Here is a 22,294-nt window from a genome sequence, read left to right as displayed (position 1 = left end):
TGCCTCACCGACCCTCCGCCTACCCAACCGTCCGTCCCCCCCGCCCCTCCGGAAAGAACGGCACCACCCCGAACCACCCTGGGAGAACGCCATGAGCAGCAGCACCCTCACCGTCAGCGCCAACCGGCTGCGCCGCGCCCTCAGTGCCGCCGTCTCCTGGAGTCCGCACAACGCGGCCGTCGCCACCGGGCCCGCCGATCTCGACCTGCCGCTCGCCCACATCGCCGCCGGCGCGGCCCGCGACGCGGCGGCGGACCGGGCCGTCCGGCGGGAGTCGGCCCCGCGCCCCGCCGAGGTCTCCGCCTCCGCGAAACCCGTGAGCCGCGCGCACCGCGGGACCGCACGACGCGGGACGCGCGCCGTGCGACGCTGAGAGAGTTCCGGCACCATTCCGATGTCCATCAGTGAGGTACCCGACACCATGAGCCCCGGCGACAGCGGCGAGGCCCCCGCCCGCATCCTGATCGTGGACGACGAGCCCGCCGTACGGGAGGCCCTGCGCCGCAGCCTCGCCTTCGAGGGGTACGACACCGCCCTGGCCGCGGACGGGCTCGCCGCCCTCGACCAGGCGGAGGCGTACCGCCCCGACGCGATCGTGCTCGACGTCCTCATGCCGCGCATGGACGGCCTCACCACGGCGCGCCGCCTGCGCGCCACCGGAGTGACCACCCCGATCCTCATGCTCACCGCGCGGGACACCGTCGGCGACCGCGTCACCGGCCTCGACGCGGGCGCCGACGACTACCTCGTCAAGCCCTTCGAGCTGGACGAGCTGCTGGCCCGGCTCAGAGCCCTGCTGCGGCGCAGTTCCTACGCCACCGTCGGCCACGAAGGCGACGGTGGCGGCCACGCGCTCACCTTCGCCGATCTGCGGATGGACACCACCACCCGCGAGGTCACCAGGAACGGGCGCCCGGTCGAGCTGACCCGGACCGAGTACACCCTGCTGGAGCTCTTCCTCACCCACCCGCGCCAGGTCCTCACCCGCGAGCAGATCCTCAAGTCCGTCTGGGGCTTCGACTTCGAGCCCTCGTCCAACTCCCTCGACGTCTACGTCATGTACCTGCGGCGCAAGACCGAGGCGGGCGGCATGCGACGGCTCGTCCACACGGTACGAGGAGTGGGGTACGTCCTGCGCGCCCCGGACGGCGGCCACGCGTGAAGCGGCTCCCCCTGAGGTCCCGGCTCACCATCCTCACCGCGGCGGCGGTGGCCGTGGCGGTGGCGGTGGTGTCGCTGGTCTGCTGGCTGCTGGTGCGCGACCAGCTCATGAGCGAGCTGGACAAGTCGCTGCGCCAGCCGGACATCGTGCCGGTACAGCAGATCTCGCGCACGCTCAACACCCAGGGCTGCCAGTCGAGCGTTCCGGCGATGAACAGCACGCAGGGCGCCAACGGCGGCTCCGTCGGCTTCATCACCACCAACACCCTGGCCCAGGTGGTGCTCTCCGACGGCACGCCCTGCTGGGTGCAGGGCCGTACGACCATCCCCGTCGGCCCCGCCGACCACGCGGTCGCGGACGGCCAGCGACGCGACGCCCTCCACACGGTGACCGCGCCCAACGGCCAGAAGCTACGCGTCTACACCTCACAGGCACGGATCAATCTCCAGCCGGCGGCGATTTCCGTGGCCCGGCCGCTGAGCGATGTCGACCGCCCGCTGACCACCCTGGCCTGGGTCCTGCTGGCCGTCGCCGGGATCGGCGTGGTCGGCGCGGCGAGCGCGGGGCTGTGGATCGCGCGGACGGGGCTGCGGCCGGTCGACCGGCTGACCGAGACCGTCGAGCACATCGCCCGCACCGAGGATCTGAACGTCAACATCCCGGTGGAGGGCGAGGACGAGATCGCCCGGCTGAGCGCGTCGTTCAACGCGATGACGGCCGCGCTGGCGTCGTCGCGCGACCGGCAGCAGCAGCTCATCGCGGACGCCGGGCACGAACTGCGCACGCCGCTCACGTCGTTGCGGACCAACATCGAGCTGTTGGAGCGCAGTGAGGCCACCGGCCGGGCGATCCCGCCGGAGGACCGCAAGGCGCTGATGGCGTCGGTGAAAGCGCAGATGACCGAACTGGCCTCGCTGATCGGCGACTTGCAGGAGCTGTCCCGGCCGGACGCCGTACCGACCCTTGAGGTGGTGGCGCTGCACGAGAGCGCGGAGACGGCGCTGGAGCGTGCGCGGCTGCGCGGGCCCGACCTGAAGATCAGCGCGGAGCTGGCGCCCTGGTATGTGCGGGCGGAGCCGGCCGCGTTGGAGCGGGCGATCGTCAATCTGCTGGACAACGCGGTGAAGTTCAGCCCGCCCGGCGGCGGGATCGAGGTGCGGCTGGCCGACGGGCAGCTCACCGTACGCGATCACGGGCCGGGCATCCCGGAGGACGAACTGCCGCATGTCTTCGAGCGGTTCTGGCGGTCGCCGTCGGCGCGGTCGCTGCCGGGCAGCGGGCTCGGGCTGTCGATCGTGGCGCGCACGGTGCAGCAGTCGGGCGGCGAGGTCGCGCTGACCCGGGCGCCGGGGGGCGGCACGCTCGCCGCCCTCCGGCTGCCGGGAGCGCCGACCGCGCCGCCCGAGGGGCCCGCCGTGTCGTCCGGCGGCTCGACCGTATTCGCCGGTTTCGACGAATGACCGTGCTCTGAGCCCTACTTGATGACGGTGACCCGGTCGGCGGCGGGCGGGGCGAGGGGCGCCGCGGCCGTGGAGTGGGCGGTCAGGTAGGTGGCGAAGGCGGCCAGGTCGTCGCCGCCGATCAGCAGGGACGTGCCCTGGGCGAGGACGGGGAAGCCGTCGCCGCCGCCGGTCAGGAAGTTGTTCATCGCGACGCGGTAGCTGGCGGCCGGGTCGATCGGGGCGCCGTTGAGCTTGACGGAGTCCGCGACGACGCGCGCCGCGCCGGACTTGGTCAGGTCGAGCGTGTAGGTGAGCCCGGCCGAGATCTGGAGGATCTTCGTCGCCGCCTCGTTCGGCCCGCTGACCTGCTGCTGGAGCGCGGTCACGAGCTGCGCGCCGGTCAGCGTCTCCAGGTTCACGGTGTTGCTGAACGGCTGTACGGCGAAGCCCTCGGCGTAGGTGACGACGCCGTCGCCCTCGTTGCCGGAGGCCGCGTAGACCAGGTCGGTGCGGATGCCGCCGGGGTTCATGAACGCGATCTGCGTGGTCGGGTCGAGGGTCTTGGCGTATTCGAGCTGCGCGTCGGCGATGAGGTCGCCCAGCGGCGTCTCGTTGGTGCCGGTGCGGGCGATGTCGCCGCTGATCCAGCCGACGGTGCGGTTGGCGATCGGGGCGGCCAGCGCGTTCCAGCGGGTGATCAGCGAGGTCATGTCGGCGGCCTTGGGCTGGACGCGGTCCACGACGTGGTTGCTGCCCTTGACCGAGGTGCGCACGATGTCGCCGGTGCGCTTGTCGACCTTCATGTCCAGCTCGGTGTAGAGCCGCCCGAAGGACGAGGCGCTGGTGACCAGCCGGGGCTTGCCCGCCGGGTCGGGGATGGTGCAGACGTACGCGTTGTGGGTGTGGCCGGTGACCAGCGCGTCGACGTCCGGCGAGATCTTCTTCGCGATGTCCACGATCGGGCCGGAGATGCCGGTGCCGGGACCGCCGCTGTCGCAGTCGTAGTTGTAGCTGCCGGAGACCGGGAAGCCGCCCTCGTGGATCAGCGCGACGACCGACTTGACGCCCCGCTTGCGCAGTTCGGCCGTGTACTTGTTGACCGTCTCGGCCTCGTCGAGGAACTTCAGGCCCTTCACACCGGACGCGGTGACGATGTTCGGGGTGCCCTTGAGGGTGACGCCGATGAAACCGACGCGGACGCCCTTGACGTTCTTGATCGTGTAGGGGGCGAGCAGCGGGCGGCCGGTCTTCTCGTTGACGACGTTCGCCGACAGGATCGGGTAGTCGGCGCCCTTGAACTTCTTGCCCTTCTCGTAGCAGCCCTCGACCGGGTGGCAGCCGCCGTTCTGGAGACGGAGCAGTTCGTCCTTGCCCTCGTCGAACTCGTGGTTGCCGACGCCGGTGACGTCGAGGCCGATCTTGTTCATCGCCTCGACGGTGGGCTCGTCGTGGAAGAGGCCGGACAGCAGCGGGCTCGCGCCGACCAGGTCGCCCGCGGCGACGGTCAGCGAACGGTCGTGGCCCTTGCGGGCGTTGCGCAGGCTGGTCGCCAGGTACTCGACGCCACCGGCGTCGATGGTCTTGACGGTGCCGTCGGCCTGCTGCTCGGTGACGCGGCCGGAGGAGCCGGCCGGGGGCTCCAGATTGCCGTGGAAGTCGTTGATCGTCAGCAACTGGAGGTCGACCGTGTTGCCGGACTGCCCGTGGCCCGGCTTTCCGGGGTGGCCGGGCCGGTCGTGGCCGCCACCGTGCTGGGCGGGCCCGGCCGCGACAAGCGCGCCGACGGCCACGAGCCCGACGGCCGCGACGGAGATTCTGCGCGTCAGAGACATGGATCCCCTCGGATCAAGGACTGGCGTCGGCTGGGGTCAGCCGCCGTCAGATGAAGTCAACAACTGGTCAAATACGGGTCACGCGGAGGGCAGCATAGAGTCAACGCGCGTAGCGCGGCAGGGGGGCGGGGGTTAAGACCCGGTTACCGCCCGGTGGGCCGGGATCGTCCGGGTGAGGTCCGGTGGCGCGATGTCGCCGTATCGGGTCTCACGATGCGAAACGAACTGTCTCAAACTGCGGAGCAGCCGCCATAGTTGGATGCACCACCCACTCACCGAGGAGGTGCTTCCGACGTGCGTCGTTGGATCATGCTGGCGCTGGGAACGGCCGCGCAGACCGCGGCCTGCGCCTTCGTGTACGGGGTCCCGTATCTGGCCGACGAGCTGCGCGGCCAGCAGGGGCTGAGCCTCACACGGGTCGGTTTCCTGGTGGCGTGCCCGACCGCGGGGCTGGTGCTCGCGCTCTACCTGTGGGGCGCGGCGGCCGACCGGTGGGGCGAGCGGGTGGTGATCGCGCTCGGCCTCGGCATCGCGGCCGGCGCCCTCGGCGGGGCCGCCTGGGCCGCGCACGGCATGGTCGCGCTCGGCGCGCTGCTGGTGCTGGCGGGCGCGTCCGGCGCCTCGGTCTACTCGGCCAGCGGACGCCTGGTGATGGGCTGGTTCTCCGCCGAGGAGCGCGGGCTGGCCATGGGCATCCGGCAGACCTCCACCCCGCTCGGCATGGGCGTGGCCGCCCTCGCCATGCCGCCGCTGGCCGCCGCGCACGGGCTGCGCGGCGCCTTCGGCTTCCTCGCCGCGATCTGCGCCGTCATCGCCGTGCTGATCGCGGTCTTCGCCGCCGACCCGGCGCGCGCCGAGGCCGCCGCGGCGGGCCCCGCGCCGAACCCGTACCGCGGCTCGCGGCTGCTGCCCCGCATCCACGGGTCGGCCGCGCTGCTGGTGATCCCGCAGTTCACCGCGGGGGCCTTCGCGCTGGTGCTGCTGGTCGACGTACGCGGCTGGTCGCCGGTGCACGCCGGGCAGCTCATCGCCGTCGCCCAAGGTCTGGGCGCGGTGTCCCGCATCCTGGTCGGCCGCTGGTCGGACCGGGTCGGCGACCGGCTGCGGCCGATGCGGCAGCTCGCCGTCCTGACCGCCGCCGTGGTGGCCGCCACCGCCGTGAGCACCGCCTTCCCCTCCCCGCTGACCCCCGTGCTGCTGGTCGCCGCCATCGCGATCACCTCAAGCACCAACGGCCTGTCCTTCACCTCCACCGCCGAGCACGCGGGCCCCGCCTGGTCGGGTCGCGCCCTCGGGGTCCACAACACCGGCCAGAATCTGACCGCCGCCGTCGTCCCGCCGGTCATGGCCGCCGTCATCTCGGCCACCGCCTACTGGCCCGGCTTCGCCCTCGCCGCCGCCACGACCTGCGTCTCCGCCGTCCTCATCCCGATCCCCCGCCGCGCCGCCCCCGCCGACGCCGAGGCCGCCCGCCGTACGGTCTCGGCCTGACCGACGCTTTCGGCTCCGCGGGCACCCGCCGCCACCGATGCCGGGGGCACCCGCCGTACGATCTCCGCATGACCGACGCGCGGATCGAGGCCCTGACAGAACTGCCCGCTGACACCGCCGAAGCGGTGCTCGGCCTGATCGGGGCGGCGACCGCCGCGGACGGGCAGCCCGCCGTCTCCGAGAGCGGACGGCTCCATGTGCGCGGCGGCGCGCGCGAGGGCGTACGGCACCTGCTGCTGTGGACGCCTGGACAGGACGGGGCCGAGGGGGCCGACGGAGCCGGGGCCGACCTCACCGGATACGCGCAGATCGACGGCTCGGACCCGGTCGAGGCGCCCTCCGCCGAACTCGTCGTCCACCCCGCGCGGCGCTCCCGCGGCCACGGCCGCACCCTGGCCGCTGCCCTTCTGGACGCCACCGGCAGGCGCGTACGCGTCTGGGCCCACGGCGGGCACCCCGCCGCCCGGCACCTCGCCGTCCAGCTCGGCCTCAAGCTCTTCCGCGAGCTGCGGCAGATGCGGCGGCCCCTGACCCCGGACGCCGCCGACCTCCCCGAGCCGCGGCTGCCCGACGGCATCACCGTCCGCACCTTCGTCCCCGGGCGCGACGACGCCGCGTGGCTCGCCGTCAACGCCGCCGCCTTCGCCCACCACCCCGAGCAGGGCTCCCTCACCCAGCGCGACCTCTCCGACCGCCTCGCCGAGCCCTGGTTCGACCCCGCCGGCTTCTTCCTCGCCTTCCGCGGCGACGACCTCGTCGGCTTCCACTGGACCAAAGTCCACCCCGAAGGGCTCGGCGAGGTCTACGTCGTCGGCGTCCTCCCCGCCGAGCAGGGTTCCGGCCTCGGCCGCGCCCTCACCGCCGTCGGGCTCCGCCACCTCGCCCGTGACCGCCGCCTTCCCGCCGCCCTGCTCTACGTCGACGCCGACAATCCCGCCGCCCTCTCCGTCTACGAACGCCTCGGCTTCACCACCCACGAGGTCGACCTCATGTACCGCACCGAAACCTAAGCCCCCCCCCCGCAGGGCCTGCCCTTCCGGGGGCGCGCCCCCAGTGCCTCCGCCCCGCGCACGGCCTGCCTTCAGGGCGCGCCCCCAGTGCCTCCGCCTTGCGCAGGGCCTGCCCTTCCGGGGCGCGCCCAGTGCCTCCACCCCGCGCACGGCCTGTTTTTTTAGGGGCGCGGGGAACTGCGCGACCAGCCCCCACCGGGCTGTCAGCCCGAAAACAACCGCATCTGCCCCGCTGGGGCCGGTTCCTCACCCGCGCCACCGCGCGGGCTGAGCGCGCAGTTCCCCGCGCCCCTAACTACACGGCGTGCCGCCCCGGCAGAAGAACCGCCCCGGGGCCGCGCCCCTAAAAGATCGGCCCACCCCCCGGCAGAAGCCCCCCGGGCCGCGCCCCAAAAAACACGGGGCCGGCGCCCGGCAGAAGAACCGCCCCAGGGCGCGCCCCTGGGAAGATCGGCCCACCCCCCCGGCAGGGGACCCGCGGGGCCGCGCCCGTGGAAAGGGGCTCACCTGCGCGAGGTGGAGGGGGAGGGGGCGGACCGGAGGGTTCGGACGGGGCGCGAGCCGTGCTTCGAAGGCACCCCCGCTGGAAGCGTCCCGCTTGCCTGACGGCAACGCTCTCGTTACCGGCGATTCAACCTCGCTTGCGAGCATCGCAGGATGCAGCCCGCTGCCCCCGCACCCCCTCCCCCGCCCGACCTGCCGAAACCCTCGGGTACACGGGACAATGGACCGACGGCCCACGGTCGCCCCGAGCCGGCCGCAGGCCGCCCCGTGCCGGACCAGGAGGAGGGCTCGCATCCCATGGCCCAGACGAATCACCCCAGTTTTCCCGCCCAGCCCCAGCAGTCGTTGGCGTCCGGGACGTTCCGCCCCCGCGTCGTACCGAATCCGGACCCGGGATCGTCGAGCCTGGGCGAGGCGAGCGAGGAATTCGGTGAGGAATTGCCGCAGGGCCGCTTCCTGGACCGCGAACGCAGCTGGCTGGCGTTCAACGAGCGGGTGCTCGAGCTGGCCGAGGACCCGGCGACCCCGCTCCTCGAACGGGCTAACTTCCTGGCGATATTCGCCAGCAATCTGGACGAGTTCTTCATGGTCAGGGTCGCGGGCCTGAAGCGGCGTATCGCGACCGGTGTCGCGACCCGTTCGGCGTCCGGCGCCCAGCCGCGCGAGGTGCTGGACCTGATCCTGACCAGGTCGCGGGAGCTGATGGCCAGGCACGCGGCCTGCTTCCAGAACGACGTGGCGCCGCAGCTCGCGGACGAGGGCATCCACGTCATCCGCTGGCACGAGCTGACCGAGAAGGAGCAGGCGCGGCTGTTCACGCTGTTCCGGCAGCAGATCTTCCCGGTGCTGACCCCGCTGGCCGTCGACCCGGCGCACCCGTTCCCGTACATCTCGGGTCTGTCGCTGAATCTGGCGGTGGTGGTACGGAATCCGGTCTCGGGCAACGAGCACTTCGCGCGGGTGAAGGTGCCGCCGATCCTGTCGCGCTTCCTGGAGGCGGGTCCGCAGCGGTACGTGCCGCTGGAGGACGTGATCGCCGCGCACCTGGAGGAGCTGTTCCCCGGCATGGAGGTGCTCGACCACCACATGTTCCGGGTCACGCGCAACGAGGACCTGGAAGTGGAGGAGGACGACGGCGAGAATCTGCTCCAGGCGCTGGAGAAGGAACTCATGCGCCGCCGCTTCGGCCCGCCGGTCCGCCTGGAGGTCGAGGAGTCCATCGCCCCGCGCGTGCTCGACCTGCTGGTGCACGAGCTGAAGATGAAGCACAACGAGGTGTATCCGCTGCCGGGTCCGCTGGACCTGACCGGGCTGTTCGCCATCGCGGGCCTGGACCGCCCCGAGCTGAAATACCAGAAGTTCGTGGCGGGCACCCACCGCGACCTGGCGGAGGTCGAGTCCGCGTCGGCGCCCGACATCTTCGCGGCACTGCGCCGCCGGGACGTGCTGCTGCACCACCCGTACGACTCCTTCTCCACCTCCGTGCAGGCGTTCCTCGACCAGGCCGCCGCCGACCCCGACGTCCTGGCGATCAAGCAGACGCTGTACCGGACGTCGGGCGACTCGCCGATCGTGGACGCGCTGATCGACGCGGCCGAGGCGGGCAAGCAGGTGCTGGTGCTGGTCGAGCTGAAGGCGCGCTTCGACGAGCAGGCCAACATCAAGTGGGCGCGCAAGCTGGAGGAGGCGGGCTGCCATGTCGTGTACGGCCTGGTCGGCCTCAAGACGCACTGCAAGCTGTCGCTGGTGGTCCGCCAGGAGGACGACACCCTGCGCCGCTACAGCCACGTCGGCACCGGCAACTACCACCCGAAGACGGCCCGGCTGTACGAGGACCTCGGTCTGCTGACGGCCGACCCGCAGGTGGGCGCGGATCTGTCGCACCTGTTCAACCGGCTGTCCGGCTACTCGCGCCGCGAGGTCTACAACCGGCTGCTGGTCGCGCCGCGCAGTCTGCGCGACGGCCTGATCTCCCGGATCATGGAGGAGATCGCGCACCAGCGCGCCGGGCGTCCCGCGTATGTCCGGCTGAAGGTGAACTCGATCGTCGACGAGCAGATCATCGACGCGCTCTACCGTGCCTCGCAGGCCGGGGTCCCGGTGGACATCTGGGTGCGCGGGATCTGCGCGGTACGGCCGGGTGTCGCCGGTCTGTCCGAGAACATCAAGGTCCGCAGCGTGCTCGGACGCTTCCTCGAACACTCGCGGGTGTTCGCGTTCGGCAACGGCGGCGAGACCGAAGTCTGGTTCGGCAGCGCCGACATGATGCACCGTAACCTCGACCGCCGCATCGAGGCGCTGGTCAGGGTCGCCGACCCGACCCACCGCGCCACCCTCAACCGCCTGCTGGAGGACGGGATGTCGGACACGACCTCCTCCTGGCACCTGGCGGCGGACGGTAATTGGACCCGGCACAGCACCGACCCGGACGGGAAGCCGCTGCGCAATGTCCAGGAGATGCTCATCGACGCCCGGAGGCGCCGGCGTGGCCCAGCAGCAGCTACCTGACAGCCCCCCGCTGACCCCCGCGGGGAGCGGCGACCCGGGCCCACCGGCCGCCGCCCCCGCACCGGGCGGCACGACGGGGACACGTACGACGCAAGCGCGTACGCCGCAGTCGCGGACGGCCGCGGCGCCCACGGCCGACGCGGGCCCGGCGCCCGCGGGCCCGCCCGGCGGTACGGCGGGCGGCACCCTCGCGCGCTATCTGCACGACCAGGCCACCGCCTTCCTGCGGGCCCTGAGCCTGCGGGGCGAGCACGAGGGCGACGCCGACGAACTGCTGCGGGCCAGCGCCCGGCGGATCGGCGGGGTCCTGCACATCTACGCGCCGCTGACCGACCCGGTGTGGGCCGAGTCGCTCCGCGCCGAACTGGGCTGGCTGGCCACCACCTTGGCCCGCGAGCCGCAGTACACCGCCCGGCTGGCGCGGCTGCTGGAGGCGCTGCGGCGGCTGTCGGCCGCCGCGGACCCGGACCCGGACGCCGGCGGCAAGGCCCCCGCGGACACCGGCGACGTCCCGGGGCCGCCCGCGCCCGCGGTCCCGCCGCCCCCGGCCGGGAGCGGTCCGCTGGCGCTGGGCGCCGCGCGCGCCGGGGCGCTCCTGGAGCGGCAGCTCACCCTGGCCCGTACCCGGGCGCACTCGGCGACGCTCCAGGCGATGGGCTCCTCGCGTTTCCACGCGCTCGCGGACAACATCGCCGTCCTGGCCTCCGAGGTGCCGCTGACCGCGGCGGCCGAGGGACCGGCCGCGACCGTACTGCCGCCGCTCGCCGCCCAGGCCGACCGGCGGCTGGCCGACGCGGCGGGCGCGCTGCCGCTGCTGCGCGCGGCGCACCCGTACAACGCGGAGGCCGTCCAGGCGGCGCTCGGCACCGAGCTGACGGCCGACCTCCAGGACTCCCCCTGGCACCAGGTGCGGGTGCTGCTGCGGCTGAGCCGTTACGCGGCCGAGGTCTGCCGGGGCATCGACCCGGACGGCGAGGCGGCGGCGCAGCGGCTGGCCGAGGCGGCCGTGCTGCTGGCCAGGCACCGCGAGGCGGCCGAGTGCGCGGCGGCCGTCGCGGCGGCGGCCCGCACCCCGCGCATAGCTCCGGCGACCGCGTACGCGCTGGGCGTGCTCCACGCCGACCAGCGGCACGAGGTGGAAGCCGCGCGCTTCGCCTTCTCGCGGCTGTGGCAGCCGGGCTCTGGCGCCTCTCGGCCCGGTCCGCCCGGTCCCGCAGCGAGTGCCGCGCCGGGGTCCGCACCGGGACCCGTACCGGGCCCTGGGCCGAATTCCGTACCGGGGGCGCGCACGGAATGAAACGCGCGGGCGACAAGAGCGGAACGACCGTACGGGCGGCGGGCGTCGTGCTGTGGCGCGTCTCGCCGTACCACGGCGGGATCGAACTGGCGCTGGTGCACCGGCCGCGTTACGACGACTGGAGCCTGCCGAAGGGCAAGCTGAAGCGCGGCGAGGAGTTCCCTGCCGCCGCGCTGCGCGAGACCCGTGAGGAGACCGGCCTGGGCTGCTCACTCGGCGCCCCGCTGCCGACGTCGCGCTATCTGGTGGACGGCCGCCCCAAGGAGGTCCGCTACTGGGCGGCCGAGGCGTGGGAGGGCTCTTTCATCCCCAACGACGAGGTGGACCGGATGATCTGGCTGCCGCCCTCCGCCGCCCGCCGCAGGCTCACCCACGACCGCGACCGGCCCCTCGTGGACGCCCTGCTGCACGCGCTGGCGGGCTGACGGCCGTCGTCGGAGCGGTCCCACAGCGGGCTCACCGGGCCGCCCGCACCGGCTCGCGGGGCCCGAGCGGGGGCACGAGCGGGCACCCGAGCGGGTGGACGGCCGGTGAACCGACGTACCACCGCGTGCCGATCGGCCCGCCCGGCGGCCGTAACCGGCCCGTGTCACCCCCGTGACCTGCCCGTGTTCCTTTGTGACACAACGACAGCCCCGGATACCACTTCGTCACCACGGCGCGCGTAACGCGCGTAGCGGCACCACCCTGATAGACGAGGTTCACCTGGCGTTCACTCCCTTCCGTCGGTCGCTTCACTTCATCTGCCTAATTTCGGGCTTACCGGTGAGCATCACGCGACGCCGGGTGGATGCAGAACCCATAACCCTCTGCTTCGCCGTCCACCGGCGGGCTTTTGGAAGGAACACACGAAGGTGAAGCTTCAGCGTAAGAACGGGCTGCGGGCCCTGACCGTCGGCGCGGTCGCGATTACCGGCGCGCTGGTCCTGAGCGCCTGTGGTTCGGACAACAACAACGACTCCACGTCCACGCCCAGCGGCAGCGCCTCGGCCAGCTCGTCCGACAGCAGCGCCAACGCGAGCGGCATCGCCTGTGAGAAGGGCCAGATCCTGGCCTCCGGCTCCAGTGCCCAGCAGAACGCGATCGAGTCGTGGGTCAAGGACTACCAGCAGGCCTGCTCGGGCGCGACGATCAACTACAAGACCTCGTCCTCCGGTGAGGGCATCGTCGACTTCAATCAGGGCACGGACGCCTTCGCGGGCTCCGACTCCCCGCTGAAGCCCGAAGAGGTCACCGCCTCGAAGAAGGTCTGCACCAACGGCCAGGGCATCAGCATCCCGATGGTCGGCGGCCCGATCGCCGTCGGTTACAACCTCTCCGGTGTGAGCAACCTGGTTCTGGACGCGCCCACCCTGGCGAAGATCTTCAACTCGAAGATCACCAACTGGAACGACGAAGCGATCAAGAAGCTCAACCCGGGTGTCACCCTGCCGAGCTCCAAGATCCAGACCGTGCACCGCCAGGACGAGTCCGGCACCACGGACAACCTGACCAAGTACCTGAAGGGCGCCGCTCCGGCCGACTGGCCGTACGAGCACGCGAAGGCGTGGATGGGCAAGGGCGGCCAGGCCGCCGCGAAGTCCGCCGGTGTCGCCGCGCTGGTCAAGCAGACCGAGGGCTCCATCGGTTACTTCGAGCTGTCCTACGCGACCGCCAGCACCATCCCGACGGTGAAGATCAACACCGGTGCCTCCGCGCCGGTCGAGGCCACCTCGCAGAACGCGTCGGCCGGTATCGCCTCCGCCAAGGTCGTCGGCACCGGTTCCGACCTGTCCCTGGACCTGGGCGCCGCGTACACCACCAAGGCGGACAACGCCTACCCGATCGTCCTGGTGACGTACGAGATCGCCTGCGACAAGGGCAACAAGGCCGACACCCTGCCGCTCACCAAGTCCTTCCTGACCTACATCGCCAGCGACGCCGGTCAGGCGAAGCTCTCGGCGGCCGGCTACGCCCCGCTGCCGACCGAGATCGCCACGAAGGTCCGCTCCACCATCACCGCCCTGTCCTAGTCGAGTCGGCGGGCCCGCGGTCCTGGCGACCGCGGGGCCCGCCGTACATCCGGTGCACCGCCGCCGGGGGACCGAACGTCCCCCACCCAGACCGGAGAAATCCCTATGACCACCACCGCCCCTCCCCCTACCGCGCCACCGGTGGAGACGAAGACCGTCACCCGGCCCGGCGACCGGATCTTCGCGGGACTCTCCCGCGGGTCCGGCATCTTCCTCCTCGTCGTGATGGCGGCCATCGCCGTCTTCCTGACGGTCCGCTCGGTGAGCGCGATCTCCAAGGACCACGGCAACTTCCTGACCACCTTCGAGTGGAACGCCGGCCTCAACCCGCCGGTGTTCGGCATCGCCGTACTGGCCTACGGCACGGTCGTCAGCTCGGTCATCGCGATGGTCATCGCGGTCCCGATCGCCGTCGGCATCGCCCTGTTCGTCACGCACTACGCACCGCGCCGCCTGGGCGGTCCGATCGCCTACGTGATCGACCTGCTCGCCGCGGTGCCCAGCATCATCTACGGCCTGTGGGGCGCGCTCTTCCTGGTGCCGCACCTCAAGGGCCTCAACCTCTGGCTGGACAAGTACTTCGGCTGGACCGTCATCTTCGAGAAGCAGGACCCGAACTCGGCCGCCCGGTCGCTGTTCACCGTCGGCATCCTGCTGGCGATCATGATCCTGCCGATCATCACCAACGTCAGCCGCGAAGTGATCCGCCAGGTGCCCAAGATGCACGAGGAGGCGGCGCTCGCGCTCGGCGCGACCCGCTGGGAAGTCATCCGCCTGTCGGTGCTGCCCTTCGCGCGCTCCGGCATCATCAGCGCCTCGATGCTGGGCCTGGGCCGCGCGCTCGGCGAGACCATGGCGGTGGCCACCGTGCTGTCCGCCTCGCCGCAACTGTCCGCGCACATCCTGGACCCGCTCGGCGGCACCTTCTCGCAGAACATCGTCGCCAAGTTCGGTGAGGCCGACGAGTTCGGCCGCGACGCGCTGATCGCCTCCGGCCTGGTGCTCTTCTTCATCACCCTGCTGGTCAACGGCGCGGCCCGACTGATCATCGCCCGCCGCAAGGAGTACTCGGGGGCCAACGCATGAGCGACCTGATCGTGGACGACAAGCCGCCGGCCCCGGCGGAGGCTCCCGCCACGCCGCCGCTGGCCTCCCGTCAGCTCCCCAAGTGGGCTCCGCTGGCCATCGCGGCCGGAGCCGTCGTCGTCGCCGCAGCGATCGGCGCGGGCTTCGGGCTCGACAGCAAGATCCAGTGGGGCCTGATCGCGCTGCTCCTCTTCGTCGCCGGTTCGTACGTCATCACCGCACAGGTCGAGGGGCGCCGCCAGGCCAAGGACCGGGTGGCCACCAGCCTCGTCTGGTCCAGCTTCATCCTGGCCGTCATACCGCTCTACTCGCTGGTCGAGACGACGATCAGCAAGGGCGTCAAGGTCCTCGACGTCAACTTCCTGACGCACTCGATGAACAACGTGCTGACCATCCAGCCCGGCGGCGGCGTCTACCACGCCATCATCGGCACCCTGGAGCAGGTCGGCATCGCCGCGGTCATCGCCGCGCCGCTGGGCATACTCACCGCGATCTACCTGGTCGAGTACGGCAAGGGCGCGCTCGCGAAGTGGGTCACCTTCTTCGTCGACGTCATGACCGGCATCCCGTCGATCGTGGCCGGTCTGTTCATCCTCTCGATGTGGTTCGTGCTGATCGGCAAGGCCCCCGCGACCGGTTTCGCCGGCTCGCTGGCCCTGGCCATCCTGATGATGCCGATCGTCGTCCGCTCCACCGAGGAAATGCTCAAGCTCATCCCGAACGAGCTGCGCGAGGCCTCCCTCGCCCTGGGCGTCCCGAAGTGGCGCACCATCGTCAAGGTCGTCATCCCCACCGCGATCGGCGGCATCACCACCGGCGTCATGCTCGCCATCGCCCGCATCGCGGGCGAGAGCGCGCCGATCGCCCTGCTGGTGTTCGGCAGCAACCTGATCAACACGGACCCCTTCAAGGACCCGCAGTCGTCGCTGCCGTTCTTCATCTACCAGCAGTACGGCAACGGCAACGAGCCGAGCTACGACCGCGCGTGGGCCGCGGCTCTGGTGCTCATCGCCTTCGTGATGATCCTCAACCTGGTGGCCCGCGGCATCGCCCGCTGGAAGGCCCCGAAGCATCGATGAGCGGCTCCGCCGCGTGGCAGGTCGCTGACGCGGCCGACATCAGACGACCTTGAGAAGAGAAGTGATCCCCATGGCCAAGCGAATCGACGTCAGCGGCCTCACCGCGTACTACAGCGCCTTCAAGGCCATCGAGGACATCTCGATGACCGTGGAGCCCCGCACCGTGACCGCCTTCATCGGCCCGTCCGGCTGCGGCAAGTCCACCTTCCTGCGCACCCTGAACCGCATGCACGAGGTCACCCCCGGCGGCCGCGTCGAGGGCAAGGTGCTGCTGGACGACGAGAACCTGTACGGGACGGGCGTCGACCCGGTGACCGTACGCCGCACGGTCGGCATGGTCTTCCAGCGGCCGAACCCGTTCCCCACCATGTCGATCTACGACAACGTGGCGGCCGGTCTCAAGCTCAACGGTGTCCGCAAGAAGGGCGAGCTGGACACCATCGTCGAGAAGTCCCTCAAGGGCGCCAACCTCTGGAACGAGGTCAAGGACCGGCTCAACAAGCCCGGCTCCGGCCTGTCCGGCGGCCAGCAGCAGCGGCTGTGCATCGCCCGCGCCATCGCGGTCGAGCCGCAGGTGCTGCTGATGGACGAGCCGTGCTCGGCGCTCGACCCGATCTCCACCCTGGCCATCGAGGACCTGATCGGTGAGCTGAAGACCCGCTTCACGATCGTGATCGTCACGCACAACATGCAGCAGGCCGCCCGTGTCTCCGACCGCACCGCGTTCTTCAACCTGGCCGCGGTCGGCCAGCCCGGCAAGCTCATAGAGATCGACGACACCGAGCGCATCTTCTCCAACCCGTCGGTCCAGGCCACCGAGGACTACATCTCGGGCCGCTTCGGGTGACAGGACCGCCGCGCGGTGCTGCATGGCGGTGCCACCGCAAGGCGCAGGCCCCGCTTCCCGGTGACGGGAAGCGGGGCCGAACCCATGTCAGGGGGCGTCGCCTTGATGCGCGCGACGGGTCAGCCGAAGATCAGCCGGGGTCGCACGACGGGTGGGTCGGAGACCAGCCGGGGTCGCCCGACGGTCAGCCGAAGATCAGCCGCACCAGGTAGAAGCCGATGGCGGCCACGAGACCGGCGGCGGGCATCGTGATGAACCATCCGGCCACGATGTTCTTGGCCACCCCCCAGCGCACCGCCTTGACCCGCTTGGTCGCGCCGACGCCCATGATCGCGGAGGTGATGACGTGGGTCGTGGAGACCGGCGCCTGGAAGATGTACGAGGTCGCGTAGAGGATGCCCGCGGACGTCGTCTCGGCGGCGAAGCCCTGCGGCGGGTCGAGGTCGATGATGCGACGCCCCAGCGTCCGCATGATCCGCCAGCCGCCCGCGTACGTACCGAGCGACATCATCGCGGCGCACACGAACTTGACCCAGATCGGGATGCCGTACCCGTTGCTCGGGTCGTGGATGACCAGGGCGAGGACGACCACGCCCATCGTCTTCTGCGCGTCCTGGAGACCGTGGCCGAGCGCCATCGCCGCCGCGGAGACGGTCTGCGCGATACGGAAGCCGCGCTTGGCCTTGTGCGGATTGGCGCGGCGGAAGAACCAGAGGATCGCCAGCATCACGAGATAGCCGACGACCAGGCCGACCACGGGCGAGACGAACATCGGGACGATGACCTTGTCGACCACGCCCGACCAGTGCACGGTGACGCCGCCGGCCAGCGCGGCGCCGACCAGACCGCCGAACAGCGCGTGGCTGGAACTCGACGGCAGACCGAAGTACCAGGTGACCAGATTCCAGATGATCGCACCGGCGAGCGCGGCGAAGAGGATGCCCATGCCGTTGCGGCCGGTGGGGGTCTCGATCAGCCCCTTGCTGACGGTCTTGGCGACGCCGCTGCCCAGGAACGCGCCCGCGAGGTTCATCACGGCGGCCATGGCCAGCGCGGCCTTGGGGGTCAGCGCGCGGGTCGACACCGAGGTGGCGATGGCGTTCGCCGAGTCGTGGAACCCGTTGGTGTACGTGAAGAAGAGCGCGACCCCGATGGTCGCGACCAGAGCGAAGGTGTCCACGTAGGTCAGGACTCCTTGACCGCGATGGTCTCCACCGTGTTCGCCACGTGCTCGAAAGCGTCCGCGGCCTCTTCCAGTACGTCCACGATCTGCTTGAGCTTGAGCACCTCTATGGCGTCGTACTTGCCGTTGAACAGGTGCGCGAGCAGCTTGCGGTGGATCTGGTCGGCCTGGTTCTCCAGCCGGTTGACCTCGATCCAGTACTCGGTGAGGTTGGACATGGTGCGCAGGTTCGGCATGGCTCCCGCGGTCAGCTCGGCCGCCCGTGCCAGCACCTCGACCTGCTGCTCCACGCCCTTCGGCAGCTCCTCGACCTTGTAGAGGACGACCAGGTCAACGGCCTCCTCCATGTAGTCCATGATGTCGTCGAGCGACCCGGCGAGGGTGTAGATGTCCTCGCGGTCGAAGGGGGTGATGAAGGAGGAGTTGAGCTGGTGGAAGATCGCGTGGGTCGCGTCGTCCCCCGCGTGCTCCGCCGCCCGCATTCTCTCGGCGATCTCGGTCCGGGTAGCCGAATCGGCCCCGAGCAGTTCCATGAGGAGCTTCGAACCGGTGACGATGTTGTCCGCGGACGCGGCGAACATGTCGTAGAAGCTCGTCTCCCTGGGGGTCAGACGAAAGCGCACGTGAGGTCCTCGGTGTGCATCGGATTCGGTCTCGTTGATGCTAGGCGCATCATCCGGCCACGGCTAATGGGCGTCACCCAGTGTCGCCCATCCAGAAGTGTCCCCCTCACCGGGGATGCGTCGCACAAGGTGTCGATTCGGTACGATATACCCGGCAGGGGTATAACGGGACAGGAAGGGCGGGGTTGACGATGACGACGGAGGCCAGGGAACCGGCCGGGGTTGAGGCGGAGATCACGCCGGAACAGTCACCTCGGGACGCGGGGGCGGACACGGGTTCCGGCCCATCTTCGCGCCCCCAGGGGCCGCATGGATACAGCCATGACAAGGAGTCCCACCTCAAGCGGCTGCGCCGGATCGAGGGGCAGATCCGCGGCCTGCAGCGGATGGTCGAGGAGGACGTCTACTGCATCGACATCCTCACCCAGGTGTCGGCGAGCACGAAGGGCCTCCAGTCCTTCGCCCTCCAGCTCCTGGAGGAGCACCTGCGGCACTGCGTGGCCGCGGCGGCGGTCGGCGGCGGGCCGGAGATCGACGAGAAGGTGGCGGAGGCGACGGCGGCCATAGCGCGGCTGCTGCGGACGTAGGCGGGGGCGGCTCTTCCGGGGGTTCCAGGGGGTTCGGGGATTCCAGGGGTTCGCAGGGGTTCCGGGAGCGGCTTTCCCGGTCGTTCCGGGGGGCGTACGGGCGGCGCGCCCCGGTGTCAGCCGGTTGCGCGGTCGGAGAGCGGGGCGCGCACCAGGAGCGCGGGCATCGACTCTCGGTCGCACGCGACCCCCAGCACCTCGTCGATCCGGGCGAAGCTCAGCCGCTCCTCGTCGGCGGTGGACGCGGCGATCATCAGCTCACCGCAGAGTTCGATCTCCGCGAGGGCCACCGGATCGTCCTGGACGACCAGCATTCCGGGCGACGGCGCCATACGCGCACCACCTCCTCGTCCACGAGTGCCTGGCTCTTGGCTGTCTGCCACTGCCTCAAGCCAGGGTAGGGACCGGCACCCGGTCCGCGCATGGCACGGATGGACCATTTCGACAACGCCCTTTCCGGTGAGGGCCGTTACCGCGAAGACCCCTTACCCCTGCTGGGAAGAAACGATCTTGCCCGTCCAGATGTCGGCAGCTCGGGGCATGGTGACGGGGACGGCGCGGCCGAAATCGTCGAAGCGAGTGGTAGAGACCACGGTGACCTCGGGCGCGGCGGCGGTCGTCGTACGGCCGCCGGCAGCGGTCGTCGTACGGGTGGTGTCGGGGCCGCCCTTGGCGTTCTCGCCGGTCTGCTTGTCGTTCTGGCCGGCCTGCTTGTCGTCCTTCTTGTCGATCTTCTTGTCCTTCTGGTCGTCCGAGCTGAAGGTGAACCGCTGGCTCACCTGGCGCAGCCGCCCCGCCTCGTCCAGCCACGCGTCGAAGGGCACCCGGGTGACCGTGAACCCCTTGGCCGCCGCCTGCAAGGGCCCGCGTACGCCGGGCGCGGCGGCCTTCGCCGCGCGCCCGATATCGGCGGTCCCCCGGTAGTGCCACACCTTCGTACCGCGCAGGGTCTCGACGCCGACCAGCTCGACGTCCTGGGCGCCGCGCAGCAGTTCGGCGGCGGCCAGCGGCTCGGTGGCGCCGCCGGTCACCAGATTGCCGTCCGGCAGCCGGTCGGTGTCGACGCGTACCCACTTCCCCTCGGGCACGCCCTCGCCGCGGTCCTTCATGTAGAGGGCGCCCGGCGTGAGCAGTTCGATGATCGGCTTGTGCTCCTCGGCGCCCGCCGCGTCCCTGGGCAGCAGCAGCCGCAGTTCGCCCTGCCGCTTCACGTAGTCGAAACCGCCGGTGCCGGTGATGGTCAGCCAGGTGCCGCCGCTGGCCATCCGCATCGAGGTGTCCACGTGCGAGCTGCCCGCCCGTACGAGGACGTCCGCGGCGCCGCGTACCGCCTGCGCCGGGTCGTGCCCCTTGGCGTCTTTGCCGCTCTCGGCCGCCGCGCCCTGCCCGACGCAGCCGGTGAGCAGGGCGGCCCCGCAGGCGCAGCCGAGCGCCGCGGCCATGGCGGCCTTCGTACGTCCTCGGCGCCGCCGTACTGCCGTCGCGCGCCGTACCGTCGCTACCCCCGGGGCCATCGCCGCCACCATCCCTGAACCATTCCTGGAGCATTCCTGGACCGGCCTCGACCGGCCGGGGCCTTATGGCGTCTAACGACTGTCGGAAGTGCCCCGTCACGCCCGCTACGGTGGTCTCGTGCTCAACTTGCGTGCCGAGCAGGATTCCGCCAGGGCCTCCGTCACAGCTTCAGCCGGAACTCCATCGGGAACTCCGGCCGACGCTCCGGACGGTGGCCACCGGACGTCGATCGTCGAGCGCGGCTCCTTCGCCGTCGCCCGCTGCTCGTGTGGCTGGAAGGGTCCGGCCCGGCGGGCCAGGGACCGCGCGAGACGCGATGCGGAGGAGCACATCTCCGGCTGACGCGCGCCGCGTTCCCGCTCTTCGCGCCCGGCTGTACCGTTCCCGCCCCGCTGTAGTCTTCTCGCCCCGCACCTCGCGCTCCGCAACCGGGCTCATGATTCGCACGTCTACGGATAGGCGAAGGCGGTGGGGCAAGTGAGTCGTGTGGAGCCTGCGGTCCTGACGGACCCGGAGGACCGAAGTGACCGGGGTGACCGTATGGACAAAGGCGACCGGGTCGAGCGCAGGACCGCGCTCAAGGCGGGCGGGGCCGTACTGGCCGCCGCCTGGCTGACCGGCTGCGGACCCGACAGCGGCGACGACGCCAAGGGCGGTACGTCCGCGCCCCCGTCGTCCTCGGGCGGTTCCGCCACGCCGACCGCGGCCACCACCGCGCCGCCCGTCAAACCCGACTGGCCGGCCCTCGCCACGTCCCTGGACGGCGGCCTCGTACGCCCGGACGACAGCGCGTACGCCGCCGACCGGATCCTGTACAACACCCGCTTCGACGGCCTGCGTCCGGCGGGCATCGCGTACGTCACCGGCACCTCCGACATCCGCGCGTGCCTCGACTTCGCCCGCCGCACCGCCACCCCACTGGCCATCCGCAGCGGCGGCCACTCCTACGCGGGCTGGTCGAGCGGCGACGGCCGCCTGGTCATCGACGTCTCCCGGCTCAACTCGATCCGCCTCGACGGCACCACCGCCACGGTCGGCGCGGGCGCCAAGCTCATCGACGTCTACTCCGCCCTCGGCAAGCGGGGCCGGACGATCCCGGCCGGGTCCTGCCCGACCGTCGGCGTCTCAGGACTCGCGCTCGGCGGCGGCCACGGCGTCATGAGCCGCTCCATGGGCCTGACCTGCGACAGCCTCGTCGGCGCCACCATCGTGACCGCCGACGGCCGGATCCTCGACTGCTCCGCCGACTCCCAGCCCGAGCTGTTCTGGGCGCTGCGCGGCGCGGGCAACGGACAGTTCGGCGTCGTCACGTCACTGCGCTTCGCCACCCACCCGATGCCCGACGGCGTCATCACCGGCTACCTCACCTGGCCGTGGAGCCGGGCCGCCGCCGTGATCCGCGCCTGGCAGCGCTGGGGCCCCGACCAGCCGGACCACATCTGGTCCGCCCTGCACCTCGACTGCGACGCCGGCGGCTCCCCCACCGTGGCCGTCCCGATGCTCTCCACCGGCTCCCGCGACGATCTCGCCGCCGCCACCGACCGGCTCGCCGCCGGCATCGGCGCCGACGCCAGCACCGTCTCGCTGCGCCCGCACAGCTATCTCGACGCGACCTTCTCGTACGCGGGCTGCGCCGGTCTGTCCGCCGCCCAGTGCCGTCTGACCCCCGCCGGGCACCTGCACCGCGAGACCTACACCGCGCGCTCCGACTTCTACGACAAGGACCTGCCGGACGCGGGCATCTCCACGCTGCTCTCGGCCGTCGAGCGGCTCTCCGCCCGGTCCGGCGACGGCGCCGGCAGCATCGCCCTCACCGCCCTCGGCGGCGCGGTCAACCGCCCGTCCCCCACGGACACCGCCTTCTGCCACCGCACCTCACGTGTCCTCACCCAATACCTGGCCTCGGACGCCCTCTCCACCACCGGCTGGCTCGACACCACCCACAAGGCCATGTCCCCCTACGCCTCGGGCGCCGCGTACCAGAACTACGCCGACCCCACCCTCCCCACCTGGCGCACCGCCTACTACGGCCCCAACGCCCCCCGCCTCACCACCCTCAAATCCCACCTCGACCCCCACCGCCTCTTCACCTTCCCCCAGGCCCTCTAGCCCCCGG

Annotated in this window: 19 protein-coding genes; 14 read left to right on the top strand and 5 right to left on the bottom strand. The window is 71.4% G+C overall.

The window, feature by feature from the left end:
• Positions 1 to 91 precede the first annotated feature (91 nt).
• Genes ACIP4Z_RS31450 through ACIP4Z_RS31440 form a run of 3 tightly spaced genes read left to right on the top strand, consistent with a single transcriptional unit; the run spans position 92 to position 2,622 of the window.
• A complete protein-coding gene (locus ACIP4Z_RS31450; protein ID WP_355341887.1) occupies positions 92 to 373 on the top strand; it encodes a hypothetical protein in 282 nt (93 codons plus the stop codon).
• Positions 374 to 421: 48 nt separating this feature from the next.
• A complete protein-coding gene (locus tag ACIP4Z_RS31445) occupies positions 422 to 1,162 on the top strand; it encodes a response regulator transcription factor (RefSeq protein WP_401313866.1) in 741 nt (246 codons plus the stop codon).
• A complete protein-coding gene (locus ACIP4Z_RS31440) occupies positions 1,159 to 2,622 on the top strand; it encodes a HAMP domain-containing sensor histidine kinase (RefSeq protein WP_355341884.1) in 1,464 nt (487 codons plus the stop codon). Before ACIP4Z_RS31445 ends, ACIP4Z_RS31440 begins: the two co-directional genes overlap by 4 nt.
• Positions 2,623 to 2,636: 14 nt before the next feature.
• Here the strand turns inward: ACIP4Z_RS31440 and ACIP4Z_RS31435 are convergent, their stop codons facing one another.
• On the bottom strand, positions 2,637 to 4,436 hold the full coding sequence (locus ACIP4Z_RS31435; protein WP_401313715.1) for a bifunctional metallophosphatase/5'-nucleotidase: 1,800 nt from the start codon (positions 4,434 to 4,436) through the stop codon (positions 2,637 to 2,639).
• 294 nt (positions 4,437 to 4,730) lie between these two features.
• On the opposite strand from ACIP4Z_RS31435, the gene ACIP4Z_RS31430 reads away from it, so the two are divergent.
• The 9 genes from ACIP4Z_RS31430 (at position 4,731) to pstB (ending at position 16,270) form a co-directional block, all read left to right on the top strand.
• Positions 4,731 to 5,927, top strand: coding sequence for an MFS transporter (locus ACIP4Z_RS31430; protein ID WP_391049747.1), 1,197 nt, complete (start codon positions 4,731 to 4,733; stop codon positions 5,925 to 5,927).
• 68 nt (positions 5,928 to 5,995) lie between these two features.
• Positions 5,996 to 6,937 (top strand): mycothiol synthase, encoded by a 942-nt coding sequence (gene mshD / locus ACIP4Z_RS31425; protein ID WP_401313712.1) that lies wholly within the window; start codon positions 5,996 to 5,998, stop codon positions 6,935 to 6,937.
• A gap of 801 nt (positions 6,938 to 7,738) precedes the next feature.
• The gene (locus ACIP4Z_RS31420; RefSeq protein WP_355341872.1) at positions 7,739 to 9,949 is read left to right on the top strand and encodes an RNA degradosome polyphosphate kinase; all 2,211 of its coding nucleotides are present in this window, start codon (positions 7,739 to 7,741) and stop codon (positions 9,947 to 9,949) included.
• The gene (locus tag ACIP4Z_RS31415; RefSeq protein ID WP_401313710.1) at positions 9,927 to 11,246 is read left to right on the top strand and encodes a CHAD domain-containing protein; all 1,320 of its coding nucleotides are present in this window, start codon (positions 9,927 to 9,929) and stop codon (positions 11,244 to 11,246) included. The genes ACIP4Z_RS31420 and ACIP4Z_RS31415 overlap by 23 nt, the downstream gene beginning before the upstream one ends.
• On the top strand, positions 11,243 to 11,671 hold the full coding sequence (locus ACIP4Z_RS31410; protein WP_401313708.1) for an NUDIX hydrolase: 429 nt from the start codon (positions 11,243 to 11,245) through the stop codon (positions 11,669 to 11,671). The genes ACIP4Z_RS31415 and ACIP4Z_RS31410 overlap by 4 nt, the downstream gene beginning before the upstream one ends.
• Positions 11,672 to 12,100: 429 nt before the next feature.
• Positions 12,101 to 13,258 carry a phosphate ABC transporter substrate-binding protein PstS gene (gene pstS / locus ACIP4Z_RS31405; RefSeq protein WP_355341863.1) on the top strand — a complete coding sequence of 386 codons (1,158 nt, stop codon included), beginning with the start codon at positions 12,101 to 12,103 and terminating at the stop codon, positions 13,256 to 13,258.
• Between the two features lie 105 nt (positions 13,259 to 13,363).
• A complete protein-coding gene (gene pstC / locus ACIP4Z_RS31400) occupies positions 13,364 to 14,344 on the top strand; it encodes a phosphate ABC transporter permease subunit PstC (protein ID WP_391128451.1) in 981 nt (326 codons plus the stop codon).
• Complete coding sequence (gene pstA / locus ACIP4Z_RS31395; protein WP_401313705.1) at positions 14,341 to 15,423, top strand: phosphate ABC transporter permease PstA; 1,083 nt, start codon at positions 14,341 to 14,343, stop codon at positions 15,421 to 15,423. Before pstC ends, pstA begins: the two co-directional genes overlap by 4 nt.
• Positions 15,424 to 15,493: 70 nt before the next feature.
• On the top strand, positions 15,494 to 16,270 hold the full coding sequence (gene pstB, locus ACIP4Z_RS31390) for a phosphate ABC transporter ATP-binding protein PstB (RefSeq protein WP_188285540.1): 777 nt from the start codon (positions 15,494 to 15,496) through the stop codon (positions 16,268 to 16,270).
• 184 nt (positions 16,271 to 16,454) lie between these two features.
• Here the strand turns inward: pstB and ACIP4Z_RS31385 are convergent, their stop codons facing one another.
• Together ACIP4Z_RS31385 and ACIP4Z_RS31380 are read right to left on the bottom strand one after the other, a co-directional pair.
• Positions 16,455 to 17,450 (bottom strand): inorganic phosphate transporter, encoded by a 996-nt coding sequence (locus ACIP4Z_RS31385; protein ID WP_355341853.1) that lies wholly within the window; start codon positions 17,448 to 17,450, stop codon positions 16,455 to 16,457.
• Between the two features lie 5 nt (positions 17,451 to 17,455).
• Positions 17,456 to 18,076: a DUF47 family protein gene (locus ACIP4Z_RS31380; protein WP_188285542.1), complete on the bottom strand. Its 621-nt coding sequence runs from the start codon at positions 18,074 to 18,076 to the stop codon at positions 17,456 to 17,458.
• A gap of 191 nt (positions 18,077 to 18,267) precedes the next feature.
• Here ACIP4Z_RS31380 and ACIP4Z_RS31375 point away from each other — a divergent pair, with 191 nt between their 5' ends.
• Positions 18,268 to 18,663 (top strand): metal-sensing transcriptional repressor, encoded by a 396-nt coding sequence (locus ACIP4Z_RS31375; RefSeq protein ID WP_391049799.1) that lies wholly within the window; start codon positions 18,268 to 18,270, stop codon positions 18,661 to 18,663.
• A gap of 116 nt (positions 18,664 to 18,779) precedes the next feature.
• On the opposite strand, the gene ACIP4Z_RS31370 is transcribed toward ACIP4Z_RS31375, so the two are convergent.
• Both ACIP4Z_RS31370 and ACIP4Z_RS31365 read right to left on the bottom strand, forming a co-directional pair.
• Complete coding sequence (locus tag ACIP4Z_RS31370) at positions 18,780 to 18,995, bottom strand: hypothetical protein (protein ID WP_355341850.1); 216 nt, start codon at positions 18,993 to 18,995, stop codon at positions 18,780 to 18,782.
• 153 nt (positions 18,996 to 19,148) lie between these two features.
• Positions 19,149 to 20,105, bottom strand: coding sequence for a hypothetical protein (locus tag ACIP4Z_RS31365; RefSeq protein WP_401313702.1), 957 nt, complete (start codon positions 20,103 to 20,105; stop codon positions 19,149 to 19,151).
• A gap of 613 nt (positions 20,106 to 20,718) precedes the next feature.
• On the opposite strand from ACIP4Z_RS31365, the gene ACIP4Z_RS31360 reads away from it, so the two are divergent.
• Positions 20,719 to 22,287 carry an FAD-binding oxidoreductase gene (locus ACIP4Z_RS31360; protein WP_401313701.1) on the top strand — a complete coding sequence of 523 codons (1,569 nt, stop codon included), beginning with the start codon at positions 20,719 to 20,721 and terminating at the stop codon, positions 22,285 to 22,287.
• Positions 22,288 to 22,294 lie beyond the last annotated feature (7 nt).

Origin of the sequence: Streptomyces sp. NPDC088910, assembly GCF_044749865.1 — a bacterium.
Taxonomy (GTDB): Bacteria; Actinomycetota; Actinomycetes; order Streptomycetales; family Streptomycetaceae; genus Actinacidiphila.
The sequence above is the reverse complement of the archived record's forward strand: the minus strand, read 5'-3'. Positions and strand labels throughout refer to the sequence as shown.